20 protein-coding genes, 1 tRNA gene and 2 rRNA genes are annotated in these 20,097 nt (G+C 57.3%); 16 read left to right on the plus strand and 7 right to left on the minus strand.

From position 1 onward, the window contains the following. The 12 genes from FKG94_RS10135 to rimI form a co-directional block, all read left to right on the plus strand. Positions 1 to 236: ribosomal RNA gene (locus FKG94_RS10135) — 23S ribosomal RNA — on the plus strand; the annotation flags it as partial. Positions 237 to 429: 193 nt separating this feature from the next. Then, a 5S ribosomal RNA gene (gene rrf, locus FKG94_RS10140) occupies positions 430 to 545 on the plus strand. Between the two features lie 648 nt (positions 546 to 1,193). Further along, positions 1,194 to 1,946: a PEP-CTERM sorting domain-containing protein gene (locus FKG94_RS28970; protein WP_218943498.1), complete on the plus strand. Its 753-nt coding sequence runs from the start codon at positions 1,194 to 1,196 to the stop codon at positions 1,944 to 1,946. A gap of 516 nt (positions 1,947 to 2,462) precedes the next feature. Continuing rightward, positions 2,463 to 3,524: a cyclic nucleotide-binding domain-containing protein gene (locus FKG94_RS10150; RefSeq protein ID WP_142904125.1), complete on the plus strand. Its 1,062-nt coding sequence runs from the start codon at positions 2,463 to 2,465 to the stop codon at positions 3,522 to 3,524. 114 nt (positions 3,525 to 3,638) lie between these two features. Beyond that, complete coding sequence (locus FKG94_RS10155) at positions 3,639 to 5,402, plus strand: FAD-dependent oxidoreductase (RefSeq protein WP_142904126.1); 1,764 nt, start codon at positions 3,639 to 3,641, stop codon at positions 5,400 to 5,402. Positions 5,403 to 5,405: 3 nt separating this feature from the next. Then, complete coding sequence (locus tag FKG94_RS10160; protein WP_142904127.1) at positions 5,406 to 7,271, plus strand: 2-oxoacid:acceptor oxidoreductase subunit alpha; 1,866 nt, start codon at positions 5,406 to 5,408, stop codon at positions 7,269 to 7,271. Further along, complete coding sequence (locus FKG94_RS10165; RefSeq protein ID WP_142904128.1) at positions 7,268 to 8,335, plus strand: 2-oxoacid:ferredoxin oxidoreductase subunit beta; 1,068 nt, start codon at positions 7,268 to 7,270, stop codon at positions 8,333 to 8,335. The genes FKG94_RS10160 and FKG94_RS10165 overlap by 4 nt, the downstream gene beginning before the upstream one ends. 95 nt (positions 8,336 to 8,430) lie before the next feature. Next, positions 8,431 to 8,910 (plus strand): glutathione peroxidase, encoded by a 480-nt coding sequence (locus tag FKG94_RS10170; RefSeq protein WP_142904129.1) that lies wholly within the window; start codon positions 8,431 to 8,433, stop codon positions 8,908 to 8,910. 26 nt (positions 8,911 to 8,936) lie between these two features. Further along, positions 8,937 to 9,401, plus strand: a complete 465-nt coding sequence (locus FKG94_RS10175) for a MarR family winged helix-turn-helix transcriptional regulator (protein ID WP_142904130.1) — start codon at positions 8,937 to 8,939, stop codon at positions 9,399 to 9,401. A 355-nt stretch (positions 9,402 to 9,756) separates the two neighbouring features. After that, complete coding sequence (locus FKG94_RS10180; protein WP_142904131.1) at positions 9,757 to 11,298, plus strand: 2-isopropylmalate synthase; 1,542 nt, start codon at positions 9,757 to 9,759, stop codon at positions 11,296 to 11,298. Positions 11,299 to 11,321: 23 nt separating this feature from the next. Further along, positions 11,322 to 12,092, plus strand: coding sequence for a uracil-DNA glycosylase family protein (locus FKG94_RS10185; protein WP_142904132.1), 771 nt, complete (start codon positions 11,322 to 11,324; stop codon positions 12,090 to 12,092). Then, a complete protein-coding gene (rimI, locus tag FKG94_RS10190; RefSeq protein WP_142904133.1) occupies positions 12,092 to 12,601 on the plus strand; it encodes a ribosomal protein S18-alanine N-acetyltransferase in 510 nt (169 codons plus the stop codon). Before FKG94_RS10185 ends, rimI begins: the two co-directional genes overlap by 1 nt. Positions 12,602 to 12,616: 15 nt before the next feature. On the opposite strand, the gene FKG94_RS10195 is transcribed toward rimI, so the two are convergent. From FKG94_RS10195 to FKG94_RS10205, 3 genes are all read right to left on the minus strand, one after another. Further along, the gene (locus FKG94_RS10195; protein ID WP_142904134.1) at positions 12,617 to 13,486 is read right to left on the minus strand and encodes a DMT family transporter; all 870 of its coding nucleotides are present in this window, start codon (positions 13,484 to 13,486) and stop codon (positions 12,617 to 12,619) included. Between the two features lie 61 nt (positions 13,487 to 13,547). Beyond that, positions 13,548 to 14,240, minus strand: a complete 693-nt coding sequence (locus FKG94_RS10200; RefSeq protein WP_142904135.1) for a DJ-1/PfpI family protein — start codon at positions 14,238 to 14,240, stop codon at positions 13,548 to 13,550. A 205-nt stretch (positions 14,241 to 14,445) separates the two neighbouring features. Then, positions 14,446 to 15,300 carry a helix-turn-helix domain-containing protein gene (locus FKG94_RS10205; RefSeq protein ID WP_142904136.1) on the minus strand — a complete coding sequence of 285 codons (855 nt, stop codon included), beginning with the start codon at positions 15,298 to 15,300 and terminating at the stop codon, positions 14,446 to 14,448. Between the two features lie 247 nt (positions 15,301 to 15,547). Between FKG94_RS10205 and FKG94_RS10210 the strand changes: the two genes are divergently transcribed. Then, positions 15,548 to 16,045: a DUF3833 domain-containing protein gene (locus FKG94_RS10210; RefSeq protein WP_246125089.1), complete on the plus strand. Its 498-nt coding sequence runs from the start codon at positions 15,548 to 15,550 to the stop codon at positions 16,043 to 16,045. A 288-nt stretch (positions 16,046 to 16,333) separates the two neighbouring features. On the opposite strand, the gene FKG94_RS10215 is transcribed toward FKG94_RS10210, so the two are convergent. From FKG94_RS10215 to FKG94_RS10225, 3 genes are all read right to left on the minus strand, one after another. Then, on the minus strand, positions 16,334 to 16,729 hold the full coding sequence (locus FKG94_RS10215; RefSeq protein ID WP_142904138.1) for an NINE protein: 396 nt from the start codon (positions 16,727 to 16,729) through the stop codon (positions 16,334 to 16,336). A gap of 434 nt (positions 16,730 to 17,163) precedes the next feature. After that, positions 17,164 to 17,709 carry a dihydrofolate reductase family protein gene (locus FKG94_RS10220; protein WP_142904139.1) on the minus strand — a complete coding sequence of 182 codons (546 nt, stop codon included), beginning with the start codon at positions 17,707 to 17,709 and terminating at the stop codon, positions 17,164 to 17,166. A gap of 98 nt (positions 17,710 to 17,807) precedes the next feature. Further along, positions 17,808 to 18,197: a VOC family protein gene (locus FKG94_RS10225; protein ID WP_142904140.1), complete on the minus strand. Its 390-nt coding sequence runs from the start codon at positions 18,195 to 18,197 to the stop codon at positions 17,808 to 17,810. A gap of 318 nt (positions 18,198 to 18,515) precedes the next feature. On the opposite strand from FKG94_RS10225, the gene FKG94_RS10230 reads away from it, so the two are divergent. The 3 genes from FKG94_RS10230 (at position 18,516) to FKG94_RS10240 (ending at position 19,634) form a co-directional block, all read left to right on the plus strand. Continuing rightward, positions 18,516 to 18,947: a MarR family winged helix-turn-helix transcriptional regulator gene (locus tag FKG94_RS10230; RefSeq protein ID WP_179957582.1), complete on the plus strand. Its 432-nt coding sequence runs from the start codon at positions 18,516 to 18,518 to the stop codon at positions 18,945 to 18,947. 37 nt (positions 18,948 to 18,984) lie between these two features. Beyond that, positions 18,985 to 19,461 carry a hotdog fold domain-containing protein gene (locus FKG94_RS10235; protein WP_142904142.1) on the plus strand — a complete coding sequence of 159 codons (477 nt, stop codon included), beginning with the start codon at positions 18,985 to 18,987 and terminating at the stop codon, positions 19,459 to 19,461. A 99-nt stretch (positions 19,462 to 19,560) separates the two neighbouring features. Further along, positions 19,561 to 19,634: transfer RNA gene (locus tag FKG94_RS10240), tRNA-Gly, on the plus strand. Between the two features lie 113 nt (positions 19,635 to 19,747). On the opposite strand, the gene FKG94_RS10245 is transcribed toward FKG94_RS10240, so the two are convergent. Continuing rightward, entirely contained in the window at positions 19,748 to 20,068 is a 321-nt protein-coding gene (locus FKG94_RS10245; protein WP_142904143.1) for a hypothetical protein, read from the minus strand. Positions 20,069 to 20,097: the final 29 nt, after the last annotated feature.

Below are 20,097 nucleotides of genomic sequence, written 5' to 3' on the forward strand. Positions count from 1 at the left end.
GAGTGAACGAACCGCTGGTGTTCGGGTTGTGATGCCAATCGCATTGCCCGGTAGCTATGTTCGGACGGGATAACCGCTGAAAGCATCTAAGCGGGAAGCCTCCTTCAAGATAAGATCTCCCTCACCCCTTGAGGGTGCTAAAGGGCCGTGGAAGACCACCACGTTGATAGGCTGGGTGTGGAAGCGTTGTGAGGCGTTGAGCTAACCAGTACTAATGGCCCGTGAGGCTTGACCATATAACCGAAGCGATTGGTTGTGGTGACCGTCGTGACAGGTAGTGGGTCAGAGACGCAGAAGAGATGACACCGCGCTATACCTAACAGCAGGCAAAGCAACTTTACCGACCACCGCCCTTTTTGACGACGGCAATGCACTCCCGCTTGAGACCGCAGGAGGGAGATAAGACTCAAGCCCAGTCAAACCGCTTTGCCTGACGACCATAGCGAGTTGGAACCACCTGATCCCATGCCGAACTCAGTAGTGAAATGACTCAGCGCCGATGGTAGTGTGGGGTTTCCCCATGTGAGAGTAGGTCATCGTCAGGCTCTTAAACGCCAAACCCCTGTAGGGATTCCTGCAGGGGTTTTTACGTTGGCGCACTGCTCCCCGGACCTACTCTCACGTGAGAGCACCGGTTCGCCGGCCGGGTCATCGTCAGGCTCTTAATTCAAAGCCCCTGCAGGGATTCCTGCAGGGGTTTTTACGTTGGCGCACTGCTCCCCGGACCTACTCTCACGTGAGAGCACCGGTTCGCCGGCCGGGTCATCGTCAGGCTCTTAATTCAAAGCCCCTGTAGGGATTCCTGCAGGGGTTTTTACGTTGGCGCACTGCTCCCCGGACCTACTCTCACGTGAGAGCACCGGTTCGCCGGCCGGGTCATCGTCAGGCTCTTAATTCAAAGCCCCTGCAGGGTCACTTGCCGGGGCTTTTTCTTGGGGGGAGGGCGCCTTCGCTGCGTGCCCGGCTCTCCTGGCTTGCGACAGCACGGCATCGAAATATCTGATTTGGCGCGTATAATGTCGATATTATTTACAAACCTGCCTGCGGAAATTATAGAAAAACAATAAAAATATATAAAAAACAATAAGTTAAGAGTATTGGTCTGCTTCTTGCTGATATACGATTAAGTTGGGGAAGTCCGGTGATATACCGGCCTTTAAAAATCGGAAGTTAGGAACTTGGTGAAATTAACAATGCTCTCTTTTACTAAGCACACAGTTAAATTATTGGGACTGGTTGGTATCCTGTCCTGTGCGTCAGCCAACGCTGCGCTGATGACGGTCTCACAGTCGCAGGACTTTGACCTGTGGGCAGGTGCCCTCGATGAAGACCGGGGTCTCTTTTCCCTCGGCTACGGCTATGATGGCGATGCCCTGTATTTCGATGGCTTTGACTCCAACCTGGGTAATCTGGTCGGTGTCGATATCTACTTTGAAAGCTACTGGTTTCTGGGCAACGAAGTTTACAGCGAAGACGAAAGCAGGCGCTGGAACCCGACAGCCGGTGCCAAGGGCGTAGGTGTCATGCGTATGGGCGCCCAGATCTTTGACCCCTTTGGCGCTGATGAAGAACGCCTTTGGAAAAGTGTTTACAGCGATTGTAAAGATCGCGACAGAAATGATCCCTACTACGCCGACTGTGACGATTTTGAATACGACAATGGTAAGTTCAATGTCGATTTCGATCTTTCCGACATCGGCCTCGGGTCTTTTGTCGGCGGTGAGGACACTGTTGGCATTCAGTTCGATCTGGACTTGTGGTCCAACCTTTTTGACTGTCACAAAGGTGATGACTACTGCTACAGCGAAGCCGCGGGTGACTGGTGGGGCTCGGCCTACGTCAAGTACACCTATGAAAATGTGCCGGTCTCAGAGCCTTATTCCCTGGCACTGCTCGGTATTGGCTTGCTGGGATTGGGCGCGGCACGACGCAGAGCCAGCCGATAACGCGCTTTCACTTTGCTGTTCGTTCAATATAAAGACCGGTGCCTGGCACCGGTCTTTTTTTTCTCCGCCGATAACTCTCAAGGCCTGTCGACTCTATCAGGGGCTGTTCGGCATCTGTCGCTACTAACCACTACGGCAACACTAACCACTACGGCAACACTAACCACTACGGCAACACTAACCACTACGGCAACATTAACCACTACGACAACACCGATGCCAAATATGGATACCGACAGCAAGGTCAAGTCGGCGGTTGCGCGGTTTTGAGGGGCCACCGGTCGCACGGCTTTTAAAAGTAGCATTGGCGCCGCAGTTGGCGATGCGATTCACGATGCCGAAAATAGGGTCCCTGTTGCATCTTAAATCTCTTGTGTCACAGGCGCCGCTTTCTTGCCAACTTGCTACTCAACCCGGAGTGTAATCGTGACGCAGTTATCGGTGCCCCCTGGCGCCCGGGAGTAGTATTTGCCGAACCATCCCTCCCCAGAATTTTAGCGGTTATCGGTAGCTCCTATGGCAAATGGTATCAACCCCTGCTTGGTCAAGAAGTTTTCCCCCCTTGATAAAGTGGCCCCCCAGCATATGGCCGAGCTGATCAAACACAGTGAAATTCGGCCGGTGGCGGCCGGCGGCATTGCCCTCAAACAAAGGGATATGGAGCGTTACAAATGCTTTTTGGTCAGGGGACAGGTGGAAATACGCCGCTCGTTTCACGAGCGTCTCTACCTCCGCCAGGATTCACCGCAATGCCAAAAACCGCTCAACGAACTGTTACAGGGCGCCGGGGTAATAAGGGCTAAAAGCGAGTGCCAGTTACTGCGGGTGGATGCCGAGGTGTTGGAGCGGTTGTCATTGTGGAGCACTCAGGCCAGCAGTCAGTTGGCGGGTTACCATATCGCCCACCTCCAGGAAGGTGAAACGTCGCTGGACTACGCCGTCGAGATAGATGACAGCTACCAGGACGACTGGACCGAGGCTTTTCTACAGTCTTCTCTGGCCAACCATCTCGACTCGGCTGCTATCACCACCCTGTTGCGGGAGCTTGATGATGTAGATTTCAAGGCCGGACAAACGGTGATTCAGCAGCACACGCCGGGCGATTTTTTCTACATCATCAAAGAGGGTGAAGCCAGGGTGGCCCTCGACCGGTTTGGCCCCCAGAGCGGGCAGTTTATCGATCTGGCAACCGGCAAGTACTTTGGCGACGAGGCGCTGATTGCCGATACCCCGCGCAATGCTTCGGTCACCATGAAAACCGACGGCGTGCTCGGTCGAATCAACCGGGATGTGTTCGAAGCCATTATCAAAGACAGTGTTATCAGTCCCATCAGTGTGCAGCAGGTGGCACAGATGGGCGTCAACGATTATCAATGTATCGACGTGAGGTTTTCAGTGGAGTATCGATCCACGCAAGCCAAACGCACCTTCAATGTTCCCATTACCCACCTGCGCCAGCGGCTGCAAAATTTCAAACACCAGACCACCTATATCGTCGGGCCGGAGGCTGACCGGCGCAGTGAACTCGGTGCCTATCTGTTGCGCCAGGCCGGTTACAACGCCTTTTATCTCGCCTGAGGTACGGCGTCGGTTTTATTCCGCTGCCGGCCGGATTTCGATCTCGATTCCGTTTACCGGTTAGCGTTTTTCCGTGTTAAAGTGAACGGCAGGCGCCAGTGGAATCGAGTTGCCATGAAACCGACTCAGACCGATTCAAACTTCTATCATCAGGTTGTCGACTGCCAGTGGGCCTGCCCGGCCCACACGCCGGTACCGGAATATATTCGCCTGATAGCCAGCCAGCGTTATACCGAAGCCTATATGGTCAACTGGGAATCGAACGTGTTCCCGGGCATCCTCGGGCGTGTTTGCGATCGTCCCTGCGAGCCCGCCTGCCGGCGGGGGCGGATCGATGAGGAGCCGGTGGCCATCTGCCGCCTGAAGCGGGTGGCCGCCGATAATCGCGGCGATGTGATACCGCTCCTACCCGCAGTACCCGAGCAGAAAAACGGCAGGAAAATTGCCCTGATCGGTGCCGGTCCCGCGTCGCTGACCGTGGCCCGGGACCTGGCCCCGCTCGGCTATGAGATTGAAATATTCGATCGTGAAATCAAGGGCGGCGGTATGATGTGGACGCAGATCCCGCGCTTTCGTCTGCCGGCCCGGGTACTCGACGAGGAGGTCAATTACATTCTCGATCGCGGCGTTAAGCTTCACGCCAATTACGAGGTCACCAGTCTCAAAGCGATGGTGGAACAGGGCTACGATGCGGTATTTGTCGGCACCGGCGCGCCCCGCGGGCGCGATCTCGATATTCCCGGGCGCACCGCTGCAGCGCAACACATCCATATCGGTATCGAATGGCTGGCCAGTGTGGCCTTTGAGCACGTCAGCCGTGTCGGCAGACGGGTGATTATCCTCGGCGGCGGCAACACGGCGATGGATTGCTGCCGGACCTCGCGGCGTCTGGGGGGTGAGAGTGTCAAGGTAGTGGTGCGCAGCGGTTTCGACGAGATGAAAGCGTCCGCCTGGGAAAAAGACGACGCCGTGCGCGAGGATGTGGAAATCCTCAATTTCCTGGTGCCCAAGGCGTTCCTGCATACCGACGGTCGCCTGACGGGCATGCGGTTCGAGCCGGTACGCGCGGTTTACCAGGGCAGCAAGCGCTCGCTGGTACCCACCGGCGAGCCGCCGGTGGAGATTGCCTGCGACGAGGTCATCATCGCTGTCGGCCAGGAAAATGCTTTTCCCTGGATCGAACAGGATATGGGTGTGACGTTTGATAGTTGGGGTATGCCGGTGGTGGACCGGGTGACCTTCCAATCTACCCATGAGCAGGTGTTTTTTGGCGGCGACGCCGCTTTCGGACCGGAAAATATCATTACCGCCGTCGAACACGGTCATCAGGCAGCCATATCCATACATCGCTACTGTCAGGGGTTGACGTTACAGGAACGACCGCCGCCCGGCGTCACCTGCGTCAGCCAAAAAATCGGTATGCACGAGTGGCGCTACGATAACGATATTTCCGAAGACCCCCGTTACCAGGTGCCCCATGCCGATAAAAAGATTGCCCTGCTCGACCAGAAGATGGAAGTCGAACTGGGTTTCGACACCGCTGCCGGCTACGCCGAGGCCATGCGTTGCCTGAATTGCGATGTGCACACCGTGTTTACGGAAAAAGCGTGTATCGAGTGTGATGCCTGCGTGGATATTTGTCCCACCCACTGCATTAGCTTCGTGGCCAACACCGGGGAACAACAACTGCGCGCGCGCCTGACCGCACCGGCGCAGAACCTGCAGCAGCCGTTGCTGGTGTCGGCGCCCCTGGCCACTGAGCGGGTCATGGTCAAGGACGAAGACGTCTGCCTGCATTGCGGCCTGTGTGCCGAGCGCTGCCCCACCGGTGCCTGGGATATGCAGAAGTTCTTAATCAAAATGGCACAGGCATGTTGATCTATGGTTGCCGTCGCGAGTACCAATGAGTTTGTCGTCAAATTTGCCAATGTAAACGGCACCGGCTCGGCCAGCGCCAATCACCTGTTTGCCAAAGCGTTGTTTCGTATGGGCATCCCCGTGAGTCCGCGCAATTTGTTTCCCTCCAACATTCAGGGTCTGCCGACCTGGTACGAAGTGCGTATCAGTGAACAAGGTTATCTGGGCCGGCGCAGCGACCGGGTGGAGCTGGTGGTGGCGATGAATCCCCAGAGTTTCACCGCCGATGTGGACAGCCTGGTACCCGGGGGCTATTTGCTGTACGACTCCACCAAGCTGATCGATCTGTCGCGCTACCGCGACGATATCCACTGGTTGGGCATACCGCTGATGGATATCTGTATGCGCGAATACCAGGACCCCCGCCAGCGGCAGATTTTCAAGAACATCATTTATGTAGGAGCGCTGGCGGCGCTGCTCAATATTGAATTCCCGGTGGTCAAGGACCTGATTGCCGATCAGTTTCGCGGTAAAGAAAAACTCATCGCCCCCAACATTCACGCGCTGGAGCTGGGGCATCAGTACGCCAGCCAGAATTTCGACTGCCCGCTCGGTATACAGGTGCGCCGCCGCGATCTGTTGGGCGACGCGATATTGGTAGACGGCAATACCGCCGCCGCCCTGGGGTGTGTTTACGGCGGCGCCACTGTGGCCAGTTGGTATCCGATCACACCGTCCACTTCGCTGGTGGAGGCGTTTGAGAAATACGCCAACCGGCTGCGTATCGATCCGGGCAGCGGCAACAAAAACTTTGCCATCCTACAGGCGGAGGATGAAATTTCGGCCATGGGTATTGTTATTGGTGCCAGTTGGAACGGCGCCCGGGCCTTTACCGCCACCAGCGGACCCGGCGTGTCGCTGATGACGGAATTTCTGGGGCTGGCTTACTATGCTGAAATTCCGGTGGTGTTGTTCAACGTGCAGCGCGGGGGGCCCTCAACCGGCATGCCGACCCGCACCCAGCAGGCCGATCTGCTGTCATCGGCCTATGCTTCACACGGCGACACCAAACATATACTGCTGTTCCCGGCCGATCCCCGCGACAGCTTCGAGCTGGCGGCACAGGCGTTCGATCTGGCCGAGCGCCTGCAGACGCCGGTCATTGTTATGCTGGACCTGGAGCTGGGGATGAACGACTGGGTGAGCCCGCCTTTCGACTGGGACGACCGGCGCCGCTACGATCGCGGCAAAGTGCTCGATGCCGGACAGCTACAGGCACTGGATACTTTTGGTCGCTATGTGGATGTCGACGGTGACGGTATACCCTACCGCACCTATCCCGGCACCCATCCGGACAAGGGCGCTTTCTTTACCCGCGGTACCTCGCACAATCCCTTTGCCGGTTATTCCGAGTCCAATACCGACTACGTTGAGAACGTCGATCGCATCACTCGCAAATTCACCACCGCCTGCGATGTGTTGCCGGCGCCGGTAGTGGGGAAAAGCAAGCGCTCCAGCAGTCTGCACGGCGTGGTATATATCGGCACCACGGCATTGGTTATGAATGAGGTGATCGATCGGCTGGGTGAACTCGGGGTGTCTCTTGACACGCTGCAGGTGCGCGCATTTCCGTTTCATGCCGAGGTTTTTAAATTTATTAAAAATCACCAGAAGGTTTTTGTTATCGATCAAAACCGCGATGGCCAGTTGCGTACCCTGCTGATCAATGAGGGCGATATCGACCCGGCAAAACTCGTGTCCATCCTGCACTATGACGGCCACCCGATTACGGCTGCTACCGTTATCGATGCGGTTGTCGGTCACCTCGACGTAAAAACCGGAAGGCCGTCGCCGGCTGTGCAGGTACCCCCGCAGGAGGTGGAGCAATGAGCTATATCCCCAAACCGTCATTTCGCCACCCGCAACTGCCGGTCAATGACCTGGGCCTGACGGTGAGGGATTACGAGGGCGCGCTGTCGACCCTGTGTGCCGGATGCGGCCACGATTCCATTTCCAGTGCCGTGATGCAGGCGTGTCACCAGATGGCGCTGGAGCCCTATCGGGTGGCGAAGATGTCGGGTATCGGCTGTTCCTCAAAAACCCCCAATTATTTTCTGAATCAGGCGCACGGTTTCAATGCCGTGCACGGGCGTATGCCGTCGGTGACCACCGGTGCCAATCTCGCCAACCGCGACCTTATCTATATCGGTATGTCGGGCGATGGCGATACCGCCTCTATCGGTATCGGGCAATTTATTCACGCCGTGCGGCGGCGTTTGAATATGGTTTATATCGTCGCCAACAACGGCACCTATGGTTTGACCAAGGGGCAAAATTCCGCCACCGCTGACCGCGGTTCACTCGCCAAAAAGGGCAGTGCCAACCCCTGGGACAATGTCGACCTGGTTACCATGGCGATCCAGGCCGGTGCCGGCTTTGTGGCACGCAGCTTCTCCGGCGATAAGGCGCAGTTGGTGCCCCTGCTGCAGGCGGCCATAGCTCACAATGGTTTTGCCTTTATCGACTGCATTTCGCCCTGTGTGACGTTCAACAATCACCGCGGCTCCACCAAGAGCTTTGACTATGTGCGCGAGCATAATACCGCGCTTAATCGCACCGACTTTATCCCGATGAAAGAGGAGATAACGGCGGACTATCAACCCGGTGAGTTCACCGATGTCTGTTTGCACGACGGTTCCGTGATGCGCCTGCACAAGATGGCCGCAGATGGCGCCGCCGGCTATGATCCGCAGGATCGGGTTGCCGCCCTGGACCATATCCAGCGCCGCAGTGCTGCCGGCGAGGTCTTGACCGGGCTGCTCTACCTGGAGCCCAATGCGCCCGATATGCATGAAGTGATGGAGACCGCGGAGCAGCCCCTGAATCAGTTGGGAGAGCGCGAGCTGTGCCCCGGCCGCGAGGTGCTGCAAACGATTAATGCGAGTTTCCGCTGACGCAGACAGCAAATAACGCCCATAGGGTGGAATAGTCTTGCAAAATAAATTGTGCACAATATAATTGCCTGAAATTCAAATGCGGGGTATTTCCCATGTCATCGGTTTACGACTTCCAGGCAGACCTGATTTCCGGCGAGCGCGCCGATCTCACCGATTTCAAAGACAAGGTGTTATTGATCGTCAACACGGCCAGCAAGTGTGGATTTACACCCCAGTATCAGGGGTTGGAGGCGCTGTATCAGTCCTATAAAGACCGCGGTTTTGAAATCCTCGGCTTCCCCTGTAATCAATTTGGCAACCAGGAGCCGGGCAACAGCGACGATATCAGCAAATTCTGTGAGTTGAATTTCGGTGTGACCTTTCCGCTGTTCGCCAAGGTGGCTGTCAACGGCGACGATGCCCATCCACTGTTCAGGCACCTGAAAAGCCAGGCGCGGGGCATCCTGGGTTCACAGCGGATCAAATGGAACTTCACCAAGTTTCTGGTCAACCGCGAGGGTGAGGTGGTCAAGCGTTTTGCGCCCACCGACAAGCCGGCAGCACTCGCCGGCGCTATTGAGCCCCTGCTGTAGCCGCCCGGACCGCAGGAGGCGTTTTAATGTCCGGCGATGATGACCTGGTCGCGCTCGACCGACAATTGTGTTTTATGCTGTACGCCGCCTCCCGGGCGATGACGCGGGCCTACCAGCCGATGCTGGCGGAGTTGGGGATTACTTATCCGCAGTACCTGGTGTTGATGGTACTGTGGGAGTGGCAGGGCGATAGCGAGGTAGAAGCAACTGTCACGGCGCTGGGACGACGCCTGTATCTGGATTCGGGGACTCTCACCCCCCTGCTGAAACGCTTGGAGGGACAGCAGCTGCTGTGCCGGACTCGCGACCCGCGCGATGAGCGCCGGGTGCTGTTGTCCCTCACCGCGGCGGGCCTGGCCCTGCGGCAGCGGGCGCTCGACTGGCTGCGCCCCGGTGCGCAGAGTCGCGCAGCGGGTGCTGTCGATGTCGCGGCCCTGCGCCGGCAGCTGCGCTTGTTGTTGGAGCAGCTGCCACAAGCCGGGCAGGGTTAATATGCGAAATATCTATCCTATTTTGACGTAATTAAAGAGTATATATTAGGATATATATCCCATATCTGATTCAAGTGTAGGATGCGTATTGACCCCCGCTTAGACTACTATTATAGTGGCCGGTACTTGAGAATAATCCATCAGAGTTGGGTCGCAGTATGCATATCTTTCCAGTGCGGGCAGCTTTCATCACGGGCGACATACGCTTGTTTCGGGCATCGCTACGACTGCCGCGGTGCGGCAAATAATCCCCCCGTCTCTATCCAACACGACTTACACTATCGAAATTGACGCCGCCTGCTCATGGCCGGTCGGCGGCAGTTTGAGAAAAACCTTATAAGAGCTGATATTTGTTATGAGTAACGACCAATTAGTTATTTTTGACACCACCTTGCGCGACGGCGAACAAAGTCCCGGTGCCTCAATGACGCGGGACGAGAAGGTGCGGATTGCCAAAATGCTGGAGAAAATGCGTGTCGATGTCATCGAGGCGGGTTTTGCCATTGCCAGCCCCGGGGATTTCGAGGCGGTCAAGGCGGTAGCCGAAGCTGTGCGCGACGCGCGGGTATGCAGCCTGGCCCGCGCGGTCGGACCGGATATTCTGCGCGCCGGCGAAGCGCTGAAAGGCGCGGCGGCCGGTCGTATCCACACGTTTATTGCCACCTCGCCCATCCATATGAAATACAAGCTGCAAATGGAGCCGGAACAGGTGCTGGAGCAGGCGGTTATCGCCGTCAAAAAGGCCCGCGACCTGGTGGATGATGTCGAATTTTCCCTCGAGGACGGCAGCCGCTCGGAACACGACTTTATGTATCGCATTATCGAGGCTGTTATCGACGCCGGTGCCGGCACCGTGAATATCCCCGACACTGTGGGCTATGGCGAGCCGGGCGAATACGGCGCCATGTTCAAGCGCGTGATCGACAATGTGCCCAACGCCGACAAGGCGATTTTCTCCACTCATTGCCACAATGATCTCGGCCTGGCGGTGGCCAATTCCCTGGCGGCGGTAATGAACGGTGTGCGGCAGGTCGAATGTACGATTAACGGCCTGGGTGAGCGGGCGGGCAATGCCTCGCTTGAGGAAATCGTGATGGCGGTGCGCACCCGCAAGGATATTTTTCCGGTGCAGACCCGTATCGATCCGGCGCATATCGTGCCCACTTCGCGGCTGGTGTCGACCATTACCGGTTTTCCGGTGCAGCCCAATAAGGCCATTGTCGGCGCCAACGCCTTTGCCCACGAGTCCGGTATCCACCAGGACGGCGTCCTCAAGCACCGCGAGACCTACGAAATCATGCGCGCCGAGGATGTCGGTTGGAACACCAACAAACTGGTGCTGGGCAAGCACTCGGGTCGCGCTGCGGTGAAAGCACGCTTCGAGGAACTGGGTATCGTCTTTGCCGATGCGGGTGAATTCAATGCGGTATTTCAGGCATTCAAGGTGCTGGCGGATAAAAAGCACGAAATTTTCGACGAGGATTTGCAGGCCCTGGTGTCCGATGCCGGCCAGGAGGCCCGGGAAATCTTCCAGTTCGAAAGTATGGAGGTGCAGTGCAAAACCGGCCAGGCACCCAGTGCGACTATTAGCTTCAGTATCCGCGATGCCGTCAAAACCGCCGGGTCCGAGGGCAGCGGACCGGTGGATGCCGTGTTCAAGGCGATCGAGACCGAGGTTCACAGCGGCGCGGATTTAAAACTCTATTCGGTCAACGCCATCACTCAGGGCACCGAGGCGCAGGGCGACGTGACGGTGCGACTGGAGCGCGACGGCCATCTGGTCAACGGCGTGGGGGCCGACACCGATATCGTTGCCGCCTCGGCTAAAGCCTATTTGAACGCGTTAAATCTGCTAGAATCCGGGGCCAGGCCCCATCCGCAACGCGACGGGGTGTAGCTACAGCAGGACGACTCCGCGGCGTGGACGACTATCAACGGCAAACCTATTTACAGCATCTCGGCGTAGACAGTTACAGTCCGCGCTGGTTGCTGCCGGGTGCAGCGCCGTCGCGGGCCTGTCCGCTGCCGCCGGCCGGCGCAGCTTCGGCCGCTCCGGTATCGGCCGCCCCGGTGCTGTCGCCCTCGCCCGTTGCAGAGGCTGCGTCTACCGCCGCTGTCGAACCTGTTGCCGCGCCAGTGGCCAACCCGACCGAGATAAACCCGCCGGCCACCGCTCCGGTTGCCGATCCGCCGCGGCAGACGGCAGTTGCTCCTGTCGCTGCCGAGGTGCCGCGCTTTGCACTGACCGTCTGGCGCATCGGCACTGAACTGCTGGTGATCGATTCCCGCGAGGCGCAACTGGCACTACCCACCGACCGGCTGTTGGCGAATATTGTCGCCGCACTTGGCTACCGGTTGCCGCAGTTGCCGAAGGCACAGGTATTGCGTTGGCCGGTGTTGGAAAACGGCGCAGCCGACCAGGGCGAACAAGAGGCGCGCGAGATGGTACAGGCGTTTCTCCAGGCCCAGGCAGCGCGACAGCCACTTACCCACCTGCTGGTGATGGGCGAGACGGCCGCCCGTTACGTGCTTGATCAGTCTGTACCCTTCGTTGATATCCTGGGGACTGCGATGCCGGTGGCGCCGCTGTCTGCCGCCGCCATAGTGGTGCCCAGCCTGGCGGCCATGCTGCAGGACCCGGCGCAAAAAGCCGTGACCTGGCGCGCTGTGCAGCCGCTGCGCCAGCACTGATGACCGCCCCTTCGAACAGTTCCCGAACCTACTCCCGTACCACTGCCAAAGGCGCAGTCGTGATCCTGCGACCCATGACGGCTGCCGATCTGGACGTTGTGGCGGCCATCGAAGCCAGCGTTCACAGCCACCCCTGGAGCCGCGACAGCTTTACCAGCAGTCTCGCCGCGGGCCACGATTGCTGGGTGGCGGAGGCCGGCCAGCGGCCGCTGGGTTACCTGGTGGCCGCCGCCGGCGGCGGTGAGGCCGAGCTGTTGAATATCAGCGTCGCCGCCGCCGACCAAGGGCAGGGTATCGGCGCGGTCTTATTGGACTTTGTCGTCGCGCAGGTGGCACCCAAAGCGGAGCTGCTGTTTCTCGAAGTGCGTCCTTCCAATGCCGCCGCTATCGATCTTTATCACTCCCGCGGTTTCAATGAGGTGGGTGTGCGCCCCAACTATTACCCGCGCGGCGGCGGTCGTGAAGATGCGCTGATCTTTGCCCGGGTGTTGAGCGGCGACGAACACTAAGCGGCAATATCCGGGCTAGCGCCGCCACAGCCGCAGCGCGGTGCCGCCGCGAAAGATCAGCAGCGAGGTAAAGATCAACACACAGCCGGCGATCTGGTTGGCGGACATCACCTCGCCCAACAGCAGCGCGCCCAACACCGCGGTCCACACCGGTTCGGCGAGAAAGATCATACTGGCGTGGCTGGGCTTGAGGTGTTGCAGCGCCGAGGTCTGCAGGGCGAAGCGCAGGCTGGTGGCGATCAGGGCAGCGCACAGCAGCCAAAACCAAGCCGTGGCCGAGGCCTCCCGGGGCCAGGTTTCGGTGGCCAGCGCCGCAATGGCGCTGATGATGCTGACGGTGAGCAACTGCAGCGTCGCCAGCGGCAAGCTGGGAATGCCCCGTACATAGTGGCTGGACAGGTTCAGGTGCAGGGCGAAAGCCAGCATAGAGGCGAGAAAATACAACTGGTACGGCGCCAGGTGAAACCCTTGATCCAGCGACAACATGGCGAGGCCGGCCAGGGCCGGCACCAGTGCGATAACCAGGCCGATACTGATCTTGTCGCCAAACAACAGGCGGCCGAGCACCGGCACCGCCACTACCGCCAGACTGACAATAAAGGCGCCTTCACCGATGTAGGGCGTGCGATCAATCGCCTGAATCCAGATCAACAGCGCCAGACCCATAACCGCGCCGGTGGTCAGGCTGCGCAGACACTGCCGGCGCTGCAGGCGGCGCAGGGCCGGCCAGCAAAACAGTGCCAGGGCTGCCGCGGCAATGGCGAAGCGGATAGATAAAAACGCATAGGGCGTAAACCCCGCCAGGGCGAATTTGGTAAACACCCAGCCGGCGGCGGCCACCAGGGTGACCGCCACCAGTGATAACTCGGCGCGTCGCTCAGTCATTCATCTCTCCGCTCGGGGCTTTCGGCCCCGGCGGCGATAGTGCGAGGGCAGAATACAGAGGTTACAGGTCGGGAATAAAATGGGAGATGGCCTGCCAGGTGACCAGCCGCTCCATTTGCAAGGTCGCGTACACTTGTTTCGCCTTGGCCGGCGAACTCATCATGCTCAACAAGACCAGTGCGGCCGGATAGCTGATCAGGCTGCCGTTGGCGGTGATTATAGTGCCATCCACCACGATATTGCGATCCTTTAATACCTTGGCCCTGGGATAGGCCCGTTGCAGGTCGGCCTCGCCGCCGGCCCAGGTGGTGGCCCGGCGCCCGTCGAGCAGTCCGGCTTTGCCGAGCAGAAAGGCGCCGGAGCAGTTGCTGGCCAGCCACTTGACACGCTCGCCGTGGCGGTGGATAAAGTCGATCAGTTGGCGGTTGTTCAGCAGCGGGTTCATATCGTAAGCGCTGGGTACGATCAGGGCGCTCAGGTCGATATCGTCGGCAATCGAGTGGTCCACCTGCAGGGTTATACCCTCCTCGGTGGTGATGGTGGCGGCGTCGGTCACGCCGATAAATTTGACCTGGTAGGAGGCAAACCAGGACTTGCGCTCGGCGATACCGAAGACTTCCGCCGGTGCGATAATATCGCTGGTCAGCACCTTGTCGAACACCAGTATGCCGATGGTGTTGTCGGCCGCGACGGCACTCTGGCAACACAGGTAAACCAGTAGCGCCGCTAATAAGCGCTGGCGTAGTTCTCTCATGATAAAGCTCCTGAAGGGTTACAAATTGTTAGAAGCGGCTTAATCATGGCCAGGCTTTTGCTTTGGCACTCAATTGCGCCGGACATCGGTTTGTTTGCGTTAAACAATCCCGCGATTTGCCCTGCACAAACGCACACCCAGGGCGACTTATCGCGCGCCTCGCTACGCCCGGCGGTAGTTAAACAGCTTCCAGGGAGACACGAGCCTACCGTCTTGCAGCTCTGCAGGAATTGTATGTTTGCGCCAGTGTGTGTTGGCGGCGCTTGTGCTGTCGGTACTGGCCGGGCGTTACCTGCATAATAGTCTTGAAGTGCCGGATAAAGTGCGCCTGGTCGTAGAACCCGCAGGCCTGACCGATATCTGTGAGGGGGGTGAGAAAGTCCGCTTTCAGGGTTTCGCGGGCCCTGCTCACCTTGAGCAGCAACCCCAGGCGGGCCGGCGCCAGCCCCGCCTGCTGGGAAAACAGGCGCTCGAGTCGGCGCCGGCTGATACCACTCGAGCGCGCCAGGCTGCTCACGGCCGAATGGGGGCCGGCGAGGGTGTCGATCAGCGGCAGTATCGAGGTCGGTTGTCGCTCGAATAAGGTGAGGCGGCGCAGCAGCCACTGATTGATCAGCCGCAACCTCTGCGCCGGCGTGGGCGTGCCGACCAGGCGTTCGAACAGCGGCGCCGTTTCGGGCAGTAAGTGATCCAGCGGCAGCCAACTGTGTTGCAGTTCCCGCGCCGGCATGCCCCCCAGTAAGGGGTAGGCCCCGGCGGGGCGAAAACGGATACCGATGGCGTCGATGCTGCCGTTCAGCCCCATCCCCTGCAGCCGATCACCGGCACCCTGGTAGACCAGCCGCGAATCGACCGGGGTCCGATCGACGGTATAAGGTGCGCCGAAATTGAAAATCAGCCCGGTGCCGCCGTCGGGGTAGAGCTTTTCTGTCCGCGGCGGCAACGGCGACGACCGGTTGCGGATAAGCCAATAGCACTGGATATAGGGCGCCAGCGCCGCGGGCGGTGCAAAGCGGGCAAAGCCCAAGTGCCGGAGATCGTAACTGGGAACGGGGTACACGCCTTACCTGCTGATATCTGTGCCTGACGCACCCGGTACTATACCAGCCGCGGCGTTTATTGAAACGGCTGATTTTCCGCTGTAATCCGTTTCCGGGGTGGCGCGTATAAGTAGCTATAACTGAAGGATAACGGTCATGCTTCTTTCGTTCCGCGACAGTTTTAACGCCACGTTCGGCAAGGTTTTTTTCGATAAGGTTTCTAACAACTTTTTTCCCAAGTTCTCTAGTGCAGCGCTGGCATTTTTGATGGTGTTGCTGGTGGGGTGCTCCGGTGTGAGTATCAATGATTATCGCTCCAACCAGCCCGCGCTGGTGCTGGAGGAGTTTTTCGACGGCAACCTCAGTGCCCACGGGGTGGTAAAAAACCGTTCCGGTAAAGTCATTCGCTACTTCAATGCCGATATTAAGGCATCGTGGGAAAACGGGGTCGGCACCCTCGATGAGGACTTCCTGTTTGACGACGGTGAAAAACAGCGCCGGGTCTGGACTTTGCGACCGGCCGGGGAGGGCAGGTATATCGGCACGGCAGGTGATGTGGTGGGCGAAGGGCGGGGCACTGTGGTGGGCAATGCCATGTTTCTGGATTATGTGCTGCGCATACCCTACGGCGACGGCACCCTGGATATCCGCGTCGACGACCGCATGTACCTGGTGTCACCGAACGTGTTGATCAACGAGTCGTCTCTGAGGAAATTCGGTTTTGAAGTGGGGCGTCTGTTGCTGGTGATCGAGCGGCGACCCTGACCCGGATGTTGCCGAGCAGTAAAGTAACACGGCAACCACCAGCAGCGCACTCTCGGCGAGAGTTTTCTGCACCGTGGCGATGAATTTGGACACCAGTGCGGCGCGGTCGTAAATCGTCTCCAGCACCACACCCGCGGGCAGCAACTGCTACCAGCGCGGCGATCGTGCGGGTGACGGTGCGCGAGTTTTCATCTGCCGCGGTCTTCAATAAAACTTTGATCTGATAAACATTATTCGTGGGCGGTTAGGTGTTCTATCGCAGGTATGCTGGTGCAGCGTGCCGGCCGTTTAGTAGTACTCGTTTTCCTCATCCACCTGGTCGTTCAATGTCCACAAATCGTACAGGTAGCCCAGACCGACAAGACCGAAGGTAAACAGATAGAGAAAACCGGTCAGCCACTTGCCCATATACATTCTGTGAATGCCGAAAAAGCCGAGGAAGACCAACAGAATCCAGGCAACAGAATAGTCGATAGGGCCCGGCAGAAAACGCCGGTCGGCCTCGCGGTCCATCGACGGAATCAGAAAAAAATCGATAATCCAGCCAATACCGAGCAACCCCAGGGTGAAAAACCAGAGGGTCCCGGTAACCGGTTTGCCGAAATAGAATCTATGGCAACCCATGAATCCGAAAATCCACGCCAGGTAACCAATGAGTACGGAGTGAGTGTTGCGACTGGGCATAATCGTCTCCTGACCTGCTCAAGTGCCTTTTATCTGTTTTGACTCGCTTGACCCCGGCTGTTTTCCACTATATAGCCTCGGTGGGGCGGTGTTTTAATGATGTCTGATTCGTGTCCTAGTACTCTGACCAGTAAATCTTTTCACTCCAAAACGGGTCTTGGTGTCCTTAGCCAGCCCGGTCTCAATCCGGGCATAGCCCTTTGGGACACGCCGTGCATACATCCCTGTAGGCTCTTCGCCAGCGTCCCTGCTGGCGAAGAGCCTACAGGGCTATGCCTGGATTGAGACCTAAGTGCCATCAAAGTGAAATTATTTTCCGGTCGAAGCACTAGTATGGGAATCGATGCGCCAGTTGCAAAGATAAGAATTGCTAAGTTGGTTAATGCAGGGTAAAGCGGCGGCGGGTGGCGCCGCTTGCGGATTCAACTGCCGGTTTATGTTTTTATCACGGTATAAGTTGACTGAACGAAGCCGCAGTCGTAAGTTTTTGTCGCGACGTGACGCAGCGCAATATCTTTTTCAAGGGGGCCGAACAAGGGTTTACCACTACCCAGGATTACAGGGATTACGGTAATGGTTATATCGTCGATCAGGCCCGCCGATAAAAATCGCTGTATGGTAATGCCGCCGTCGACATACAAACGCCTGACGCCTTGTTGACTCAGCCGTTGATGTAACGCCGCAGGTGTTTCATTGGAATGAAAAACCCTGTGGCTGATAGCGGCGGGGATGTCGAGACTGTTGCGGCTCAATACCGTTACCGGTTTATCGTAGGGCCAGGCGCCAAAAGACAGCACTTTTTCATAACTGCTTCTGCCCATCACCAGAGCATCGACAGAGCTCATAAAATCCTGGTAACCGCAGTCTTCACCTTCGGGCACAGTGGCGTTGGCCGCATCCAGCCAATCGAGATCGTCATTTTCCCTGGCGATAAAACCGTCGAGACTGGTGGCAATGTATACTGATGAAATCAAGCTCAAGATGGACTTCTCCTCGGCATATCTGCTTCGGCGCGCGGTAACGTTTCGCCCCGCAGCAGTGGTGTATTTGATTGGTGGACTAAAGCGTCTGTATCGCGCTATACGGTAATTTCGATACGATTGTGTTCGGGGTCCAACACCACGCTTTCATAGTAGCCATCGCCGGTGGTGCGCAGACCGTCGACTACTTCATGGCCGGCGCCGGCCAGCCGGGCGGTGAGGCTGTCGACATTTTCCTTCGAGCCGACGGAAATGGCAAGGTGAATAAAGCCGGTAAATTGTCTGTAAGGATCGTTACGGGTCTTGGGTATCGATGGCATCTGCATGATTTCCAGTCTGGCGCCCGTCTCGAAAGTCAGAAAGTAAGATGAAAAGCCTTTTTTCCGGTTAAAGTATTTGTTGCCGGGTTTTGCCTTGAAATAGGTGGTATAAAAGGCTTTCAGTTTTTCTATATCCTCTGCCCAAATGGCGATGTGCTCGATTTTCATACCAGTCCCCATAATTGAGCAGCCTGAATAATCGATGGTATTACAGCAGGGAGCAAATCGATTCGCACAGTTCTCCTCAAGGAAGTGCCATTAGGAATAGCATAAATACTGCCCGGCGGGAAGAACCTGATGTTACTGATCGCCGTTTTACCCAGTCTTAGCGAATGTATCCATTCTTAACTACCGTTCACCGCGACCCAAATCTTTGCCACTTTTACATGCCCTATGGTTGGTATGTAGTGGTTGCCTTGCATTTAGTTCGTATGCGGACTATATTGGCAGCCTGTCATAGACACCATGGTAGGGCCTGCGGGGCGTATGGATAAGCGCATCTTTTTTCTGATCAGTAAGGCGAGGCATAACCTTCATAAACGTATGGAGCGTATTATGGAGGCAGCCATCGGTGTGCCCGTGACCCAGGTGGTGGCGCTGTTGGCGCTGGAGTCCCGCGACGGCAGCCAACTGAAAGGCCTCGGGCGGTTTTTGGGGCTGAACAAGTCCGGTGTTACCGGATTGGTCAAACGAATGGAAGATAACCGCCTGGTACGCAAGCAGCCCGATGCGCTCGACGGGCGTGCGACCCGGGTGTTTATGACAGCCAAGGGCAAACGCGTATTGCAGCAGGCCAAACCTATTATAAAAATACAGAATACCGAACTGGTGCGAGGTTTCAGTGACAGTGAAATTGCCGTGGTGTTGCGCTTTCTCAACCACCTTTGCGACAACGGGGAGTTAGAGCCTGCGAATTGAGTGAGATTCGGCGAGAGCAAAACAGTGGAGTAAACGAATGACATATACCCCTGCAAAAAGTCCGTTGCTAAAACCCTGGAGCCAGTTGAAAGGTTCTGCCGTGGGGCGCTGGCTGGTGTCGCAACTCGTCTGCTTCAGGGCGCCTTACTTCCGCACCATAAAGCCGCGCCTGACTCACGTTGCCGCTGGTCATGTCGAACTCACCTTCCGTAAACGCCGGGGGGTTACCAACCATATTAAAACCGTCCATGCCATTGCCATGTGTAATGCGGCGGAGTTGGCCGGAGGGTTGTGTATGGATGTTTCTTTGGATGCTAAACATCGCTGGATACCGGTGGGGATGCAGGTGCAGTACCTGAAGATGGCAAAAACCGATTTGCGGGCGGTGTGCAAAGTGGAGGGCTATCAGTGGCAAGGCACCCGAGACGTGATCATGCCGGTCAGTGTGTTCGACACGAATGACATCGAAGTCTTCCACGCCGATATCACCATGCGCATTTCGCCGCGGCGGTAACTTCTCTTCAATTGCGGTGGTGTTTGTGGTAGCGGTGGCGTTTGTAGTAGAGGGGCGTTTGTAGTAAAAGTGGTGTTTGTGGTAAAAAGGGCTGAGTTGGCGGGTGTAGTTCAATGGTAGAACCTCAGCTTCCCAAGCTGATGACGTGGGTTCGATTCCCATCACCCGCTCCAAGCTCGCAATGCCGACCACTCCCCTAAAGTGTTGCTCGAGACGGTGAGGCTGTCGGCTAGGTGTTAATTGGGATTAAGCGACAGCATGTTGGCCTGCTGTGAACGAAAGCTGGCTATATTTGGACTTCCAAGACCCTGGCATAGTCGCCGGTGCACCCCGAGTAAGTGACTCTTACCGGCTTATCGGCCAGTCGTGCGGCCAGCAGGACGCTCGGGATACTGCTGTAGTTGGGATTGGTGTTGTCGACCAGTGCGGACTGGTTGACAGGACAGCCATTGAAGTTCGAGCCGCTTAGGAATACCAGGGTGCCGTGGGCACCATTTGACCCAATAATCAGTTTTTCCACTTGGTGCCAGTTAGAGGTCTCGGCGTGCGCAAAAAATGCGAAGCTTAACGCCCCGGCAACTAAGCAACCTCTCAGTTTTCCTTTCACAAACTATCCCCTCTATTGGCCACTTGTTT

The sequence above is a fragment of the Exilibacterium tricleocarpae genome, assembly GCF_007004655.1.
Lineage (GTDB): Bacteria > Pseudomonadota > Gammaproteobacteria > Pseudomonadales > Cellvibrionaceae > Exilibacterium > Exilibacterium tricleocarpae.